The sequence below is a fragment of the Mesorhizobium sp. M1A.F.Ca.IN.020.03.2.1 genome (genome assembly GCF_004023205.1).
Taxonomy (GTDB): Bacteria; Pseudomonadota; Alphaproteobacteria; order Rhizobiales; family Rhizobiaceae; genus Mesorhizobium.
This window is the reverse complement of record NZ_RZSV01000335.1, coordinates 1-4,521: the sequence shown is the minus strand read 5'-3', so window position 1 is coordinate 4,521 and position 4,521 is coordinate 1. Positions and strand designations below refer to the sequence as shown.

The following is a 4,521-nucleotide window of genomic DNA, read 5'->3' as shown; positions in this document are numbered from 1 at the left end:
ACCAGGACGTCGCCGACATCTGCGCCTCCTTCCAGGCTGCGGTGGCCGATGCGCTGGGCGACCGTGTCGCGCGGGCGCTCGCCCGTTTCCGCAAGGAATTTCCCGAGACGGCAAAGCCGGCGCTGGTCGTCGCCGGCGGCGTCGCCGCCAACCGCACGATCAAGGCGACGTTGGAGGCGCGCTGTTCCAAGGCCGGCTTCGCATTCGTCGCGCCGCCGCAAAAGCTTTGCACCGACAATGCCGCGATGATCGCCTGGGCCGGCATCGAGCGGCTGCGCGCCGCGATGGCCGACGCGAGCGCCGCCGACTTCGTGCCGCGCTCGCGCTGGCCGCTGGACAGTGTTTCCGCTCCCTTGGTCGGCTCGGGCCGTCGCGGGGCAAAGGCATGACTGACGCGGTCACGAACGGCGCACAGGCCAAGGCGCCCAGCGGCTGGCGCGTAGCGGTGCTTGGCGGCGGCGCCTGGGGCACGGCGCTGGCGCTCGCCATGCTGCGCGCCGGCCATTTTGTCCGCCTCTATGCCCGCGATCCCGACACCGTCGCCGCGATCGACCGTGGCGAAAACCCGCACTATCTGCCCGGCATCGCGATCGAGCCCGGCATCGTCGCCACCAGCGATATCGCTGCTGCGCTCGACGGTGCGAATTGCGTGCTGGCGGTAACGCCCGCGCAATCGCTGCGCGTGGTGCTGACCGCCGCCGCCGGCCATGTGCCATCCGGCGTGCCGCTCGTCCTCTGTGCCAAGGGGATCGAGCGCGACACCGGCGCGCTGCTGTCCTCGATCGTCGAGGAAAACCTGCCCGACAATCCGGTCGCAGCACTTTCCGGCCCGAGCTTCGCCAGCGATGTCGCGCGCGGCCTGCCGACGGCCGTGGTGGTGGCCGGCCGCGACGGAGAACTGGCGGCCGATCTCGCCGCCCGCTTCTCGGCCGAGAACCTGCGCTGCTATTCCAGCGACGATCTCATCGGCGTCGAGATCGGCGGCGCGCTGAAGAACGTCTTCGCCATTGCTGCCGGCGCCGTCACCGGAGCCAAGCTTGGCGCCAGCGCCCAGGCCGCCATGGTGACGCGCGGCTTCGTCGAGCTGCGCCGCATCGGCGCCGCCTTCGGCGCCAGGCCGGAGACGCTGATGGGGCTCTCCGGCCTCGGCGACCTGCTGCTCACCTGTTCCTCGGCGCAGTCGCGCAACTTCGCCTATGGCCTGGCGCTCGGCCAAGGCAAGGAGCTCACCGGCCTGCCGCTCGCCGAGGGTGTGCCGACGGCCGGCATTGCCGCCCGCATCGCCGCCGAGCGCGGCATCGAGGCGCCGATCATTGCCGCGGTCGCCGCCATCCTCGATGGCAAGGTGACCATCGGCCAGGCTGTGACGGCGCTGATGACGCGGCCGCTCAAAACCGAAACCGACATCTGAAGCCTCGGAGTTGAAACATGCTGTTTGCGTTGATTTGCAAGGACAAGCCCGGCAGCTTGCAGCTGCGCGCCGACACAAGGCCGGCGCATGCGGCGTTCCTGGAAGGCCTGATCAGCGAAGGAAGACTTGCCTTTGCAGGTCCCTTCCTCGACGCTGCCGGCAAGCCTGACGGAAGCCTGGTGATGATCGAGGCGCCCGACATGGCCGGCGCGCAAGCCCTGGCGGCCGCCGACCCTTATGCCAAGGCCGGCCTGTTCGAAAGCGTCGAAATCCGTCCATGGAACTGGGTCTTCCAGAAGCCTGCCGCCGCGTGACCGGTCGCTGGCGCTCCCGCTCCCCGCGAGTACGGGGAAACGATAAGGAAGAGCGCCAAGGCTTCAATCGTGGCGAACCGACAATGGCAAGGGAACAACTGAGATGAACTACTGGCTGTTCAAGTCCGAACCTTCGGTCTTTTCCTTCGAGGCGCTGAAGGCGAAGGGCAAGGCCGGCACGCAGTGGGACGGCGTGCGCAACTACGCCGCGCGCAACAACATGAAAGCCATGCAGATCGGCGATCTCGGTTTTTTCTACCATTCCAATGAAGGCCTCGACATCGTCGGCATCGCCGAGGTTTGCGCGCTTGTCCACCCCGACTCCACCACCGACGATCCACGCTGGGAATGCGTCGACATCCGCGCCTGCAAGGACGTGCCGAAGCCGGTGACGCTGGAACAGGTCAAGGCCAATCCGAAGCTGGCCGACATGGCGCTGGTGCGGCTTGGCCGGCTTTCCGTGCAGCCGGTGACGCCGGCAGAGTGGAAAGAAGTCTGCCGCATGGCCGGCCTCGACCCGGCACCGTGACCAGACTCACTCCGAAAAACGCAAGGACATTCATCCTCGACAATACGGCGCTGATGGCGCCGCCGCACGTGCCGGAAGTGCTGCTGCACCTGGCTGACGAGGCGCACGACCTCTGGCTGCGCACCGAGGAGGAGCTGGCCGAGATCGGCCTGCCGCCGCCCTTCTGGGCTTTCGCCTGGGCCGGCGGCCAGGGCCTTGCCCGCTATGTGCTCGACCATCCGGCGACGTTGCAGGGCAAACGCGTGCTCGACTTCGCTTCCGGCTCCGGCATGGTCGCCATCGCTGCCTTGAAGGCCGGCGCGGCTGAACTGACCGCGGCCGATATCGATCCCTTTTGCGCGACGGTTATCGCCCTCAACCTGGAAGCCAATGGCGTGAAGGCCGATTTCCTGGATGCGGACTCCATCGGCACGGATGACGGCTGGGACGTCGTCTTGGCCGGCGATGTCTTCTACGACAAGCCTTTGGCGGAGAGGTTGACGCCGTGGTTCACAAGCCTCAACGCGCGCGGCGCCGACATCCTCGTCGGCGATCCCGGGCGCGCCTATCTGCCGAAGACCGGACTGCGATCGCTCGCCGTCTACCAGGTGCCGGTGACGCGCGTGCTGGAGGATGCCGAGGTCAAGCGCACGACCGTGTGGCGATGGGTTTCCGCCGCTTCGGCTTGACGCAGCCGGCGAACAGGGATTCCATCGCTCATCTTTCGGGAGGGAATTCTATGGATTTCTCAACGGTGAACTGGCTGGCGGTGATCGCCGCAGCCGTCGTGGCGTGGCTGTTCGGTGCCGCCTGGTACATGGGCCTGAGCAGGCCCTGGCTGAAGGCGGCAAAGCTCGATCCGGCGACGATGAAGCGCTTGGCCGTTCCGTTCATCGTCAGCTTCGTCGCCGAGCTCGTCATGGCGCTGGTCATGACGCTGGTGGTCGGCGCGATGACCGGCGGCGAGCCCAACCCGCTCGCCGGCGTGATCTTCGGCTTTGTGCTCTGGTTTGGCTTCGTCGCCACCACGTTGTCGGTCAACCACCGCTATCAGGGCTTTGGCTGGGACCTCACGCTGATCGATGCCGGCCATTGGCTCGGCGTGCTGCTCATCATCGGCGCCGTGATCGGTTGGTTCGGCGCGCCGGCCGCGCCGGCAGGCTAGAGCAATTCCAGGAAGTGAAACGGTTCCGTCGGAATTGCGCCCGATAAACAGAGAGAGCGGTCCGGAGCGTCGCTAACCCGCGTCTGCGTCTTTCGTGACTTCGTCGAGAAGCCATTCGCGGAAGGCGACGATGCGCGCGTCGTCCTTCATCGCTTCCGGATAAACCAGGAAATAGGCGAACTCCGGCGCGACCTTGATGCCGAGTTCGAAGGGCCGGATCAGCCGCCCTTGCGAAAGGTCGTTGGCCACCATGGCGAAGTCGGCAAGCGCCACCGCATTGCCGTCGAGCGCCGCCTGCGCGGCGTCGGCCGAGGACCCGAAGACAAGGGTGCGGCTGTCGTCGAAATCTTCGACCCCTGCCGCGTGCATCCACATGCTCCAGTTCGGCCAAGTGACGCCCTGCCGTGACCATTCGATATGCGCCAGCGTATGGTGGAAGAGATCGCGCGGCTCCTTCAGCGGCGGGCCTGAGGCGAGCAGCGCCGGGCTGCAGACGGGGATGATGATGTTCTCGAACAGCCGGTGCGCGCAGAGCCCGGGATATTTGCCGCTGCCGAAACGAATGCCGATATCGACATCGTCCCGCTCGAAATCCCTGACTTCATAGGTAATATCGAAGCGCAACTCGACGCCCGGCTTCTGCCGGCGGAAACCGTCGACGCGCCGCATTAGCCACTTGGTTGCGAACTGCGCGTCGAGCGTCACTTTCAGCAGCGCCGTGCCTCTCGTCATTTTGCGCGCGCGGGTAACGGCGCGGCCAAGCAGGTCAAGCGCATCGACCGAAGCTTCGAACAGAACGTTTCCCGCTTCGGTCAGCCGCATGGTGCGGCTGGTGCGCGTGAACAGCACGAGGTCGAGCTGATCCTCTATTTCCTTGATCTGGTGGCTGACCGCCGCCGGCGTCAGGCCAAGCTCGTCCGCGGCACGGGTGAAATTGAGGTGCCTCGCCGCTGCCTCGAACGTCCTCAACGCACGCGTTCCGGGCAGCAAGCGGGCCATCCCAATCTCCAAACAAAACTTGATGATCGGACAAGAACTACTCGTTTCCCGTTTGTTTTTCAATCCGGCAAGATGGCTGCATCGATAAACCATCAAACCGGATTTGATATCCGGAGAACACGGA

Annotated in this window: 6 protein-coding genes and 1 pseudogene; 6 read left to right on the top strand and 1 reads right to left on the bottom strand. The window is 65.8% G+C overall.

Translation table 11 applies throughout. The annotated features are described in order from the left end of the window. The 6 genes and pseudogenes from EOA79_RS29945 to EOA79_RS29920 all read left to right on the top strand — a co-directional run. Window positions 1-389 (top strand): annotated as a pseudogene (locus tag EOA79_RS29945) (tRNA (adenosine(37)-N6)-threonylcarbamoyltransferase complex transferase subunit TsaD); the annotation flags it as partial. Next, entirely contained in the window at window positions 386-1,411 is a 1,026-nt protein-coding gene (locus EOA79_RS29940) for an NAD(P)H-dependent glycerol-3-phosphate dehydrogenase (RefSeq protein WP_095826265.1), read from the top strand. The pseudogene EOA79_RS29945 and the gene EOA79_RS29940, both read left to right, overlap by 4 nt. A gap of 17 nt (window positions 1,412-1,428) precedes the next feature. After that, window positions 1,429-1,725 (top strand): YciI-like protein, encoded by a 297-nt coding sequence (locus EOA79_RS29935; protein ID WP_066998315.1) that lies wholly within the window; start codon window positions 1,429-1,431, stop codon window positions 1,723-1,725. Between the two features lie 103 nt (window positions 1,726-1,828). Then, entirely contained in the window at window positions 1,829-2,254 is a 426-nt protein-coding gene (locus tag EOA79_RS29930) for an EVE domain-containing protein (RefSeq protein WP_127335692.1), read from the top strand. After that, window positions 2,251-2,922: a methyltransferase gene (locus EOA79_RS29925; RefSeq protein ID WP_095826267.1), complete on the top strand. Its 672-nt coding sequence runs from the start codon at window positions 2,251-2,253 to the stop codon at window positions 2,920-2,922. Before EOA79_RS29930 ends, EOA79_RS29925 begins: the two co-directional genes overlap by 4 nt. Before the next feature lie 50 nt (window positions 2,923-2,972). Beyond that, window positions 2,973-3,398 (top strand): DUF1761 domain-containing protein, encoded by a 426-nt coding sequence (locus EOA79_RS29920; protein ID WP_095826268.1) that lies wholly within the window; start codon window positions 2,973-2,975, stop codon window positions 3,396-3,398. A gap of 72 nt (window positions 3,399-3,470) precedes the next feature. On the opposite strand, the gene gcvA is transcribed toward EOA79_RS29920, so the two are convergent. Next, window positions 3,471-4,397, bottom strand: a complete 927-nt coding sequence (gene gcvA / locus EOA79_RS29915; RefSeq protein ID WP_067322978.1) for a transcriptional regulator GcvA — start codon at window positions 4,395-4,397, stop codon at window positions 3,471-3,473. Window positions 4,398-4,521: the final 124 nt, after the last annotated feature.

Bases quoted from the DNA above. Each gene is read 5' to 3' on its own strand.
- gcvA (WP_067322978.1), bottom strand. From the start codon at position 4,397: ATGGCCCGCTTGCTGCCCGGAACGCGTGCGTTGAGGACGTTCGAGGCA.
- EOA79_RS29920 (WP_095826268.1), top strand. From the start codon at position 2,973: ATGGATTTCTCAACGGTGAACTGGCTGGCGGTGATCGCCGCAGCCGTC.
- EOA79_RS29930 (WP_127335692.1), top strand. From the start codon at position 1,829: ATGAACTACTGGCTGTTCAAGTCCGAACCTTCGGTCTTTTCCTTCGAG.
- EOA79_RS29940 (WP_095826265.1), top strand. From the start codon at position 386: ATGACTGACGCGGTCACGAACGGCGCACAGGCCAAGGCGCCCAGCGGC.
- EOA79_RS29935 (WP_066998315.1), top strand. From the start codon at position 1,429: ATGCTGTTTGCGTTGATTTGCAAGGACAAGCCCGGCAGCTTGCAGCTG.